Genomic DNA, 643 nt, shown 5'->3' with positions numbered 1-643 from the left:
CACCATCACCTTGAACGACGCGGTGGAGGGCTTCACCAGGGACATCCTGCACACCAGTGAGCTTCTCTCCAAGCAGCCCACGAGCAATACCGGTCACCCGTTGATCGTGGTGGAGAAGCTCTTCGAGGCGGACAGCACACCCGAAACGACCGATCGGGACTTCTTCGTGCAGTTCACGGCGAACTCGGCAACTTCGAGCATCCCCTTAGGTCTCGGCGATGACGACGGCGCGCCGGTTGCTGGTGACAAGGTGTGGAACCCCGGCCAGTTCGTCACCAACAACAACGAAGACTGGGTTTCTGCAACCCAGACCACGAACGGGGTCGCTGGCGACACTATCCAGAAGGGCGAGGCACTGACGCTTCGGTTCTTCGACACCTCACCGGGTATCTCGACCGACAACGGTGCCAATCACGTCCCGACCCAGACGGCTAACGACATGGCCATCAAGTTTGACGGTATCGGCAACGAGGACCTGATGGTCATCGTTAATCTCGTGTCTACTGCCAACCCGGCGCTTACGACGACAAAGGCGATCTACATCTCGAACGCCGACATCTACAAGACGGGTCAGGTACCTTCCGCATACGCCGCCGACTTCCAGCTTGATAACAACGACGGCCTAGTGATCATAGAGCGAAAC

1 pseudogene is annotated in these 643 nt (G+C 58.3%); it reads left to right on the top strand.

What is annotated here, in order from left to right:
* A pseudogene (locus tag EOA60_RS36055) lies at positions 1-643 on the top strand (hypothetical protein); the annotation flags it as partial.

This window comes from Mesorhizobium sp. M1A.F.Ca.IN.020.06.1.1, assembly GCF_004023265.1.
GTDB lineage: Bacteria > Pseudomonadota > Alphaproteobacteria > Rhizobiales > Rhizobiaceae > Mesorhizobium.
This window is presented reverse-complemented; position numbering and strand designations above follow the sequence as displayed.